We start from the raw sequence: 336 nt of genomic DNA on the forward strand, positions 1-336 counted from the left end.
GGGCCTTAACTTGGGCAATGATTGACGAAGAAACTCCCAGGGAGAATCCAGTTACGAATTGTATTAATCCTAAAATCAGGTTCCTAAACAAAGAACCTACGTTAAGTATACTCTTCAGACTAACTTTTCCCCCGCTAGCCGCGACAACGGCTGCGTTCAAAGCCTCAAGGATAATTCCAATTCCTGGCAGTCTTACTAAAGCATCGTAGAAGTTTCCTGTTAGAAGCGCTAATATGAGAGAGAACGCGTTTGATAAGATATTCTTCAAAATATTGCCTATTCCCAATTGCACTCTAATCTTGATTCCAAGAGCTATGAGTTGTCTTACAGATCGGA

Annotated in this window: 1 protein-coding gene; it reads right to left on the minus strand. The window is 41.4% G+C overall.

Annotated features, from left to right (window positions below; translation table 11 throughout):
• A partial coding sequence (locus QWY28_RS23360) for a hypothetical protein (protein WP_300955312.1) occupies positions 1–336 on the minus strand: 336 nt, incomplete at both ends.

The sequence above is a fragment of the Nocardioides oceani genome (genome assembly GCF_030412965.1).
GTDB lineage: Bacteria > Actinomycetota > Actinomycetes > Propionibacteriales > Nocardioidaceae > Nocardioides > Nocardioides oceani.